The 516-nt window shown below is 62.6% G+C and carries 1 protein-coding gene; it reads right to left on the reverse strand.

Features of this window, described 5'->3' with window-relative positions:
* The coding region (locus C9414_RS21130) for a hypothetical protein (RefSeq protein ID WP_219909145.1) at window positions 1-516 on the reverse strand (516 nt) is incomplete at both ends.

The raw sequence follows: 516 nt of genomic DNA on the forward strand, positions 1-516 counted from the left end.
CATGTGCAGGAGACTGTTCGCTATCGTGGGATGGCCCTGTGCATTGAGCCAGTTCACTACCTCGCTGAGAGAGGTGTCGATGCCGTCCCCCAGCCTCCTCAGGTGCCGCGCGCGCTCACGGAGATCAAGTTCGCTTGCCACCAATGAATTGCGCGCGTGCTTGAGTGCATCTCTTTCACCCACTTCGCCCAATCGCGAACGGTGGTAGTAATGGGTGATGCGCGAACCCAACACCAGGAGTGCCGCGCCGGTGACCGCCATGATCTGCTGGGTCGCGAAGGCGGCTGGATCGAACGCACCTGTGTGGGGGCTTGGTGTGGTCAGGCCAATGATCAAGTTCAGCGACGGCACGCCGATCGCCGCGCCTCGCCAGCCATACAGGCAGGTGAGCACAACGACCGGCAGCGCCATCAGCAGCTGCATCGACGTTTTGGCGTTGGCTTCGTCCAAGGGCAGCTGTGAGGCGTACAGGCCAATCACCGCCATCAGCATCAGGGCAGCCAGTGCAGGCGGGGC

The organism is Bacillus sp. Nf3 (assembly GCF_003028545.1).
Lineage (GTDB): Bacteria > Bacillota > Bacilli > Bacillales > Bacillaceae > Bacillus > Bacillus safensis.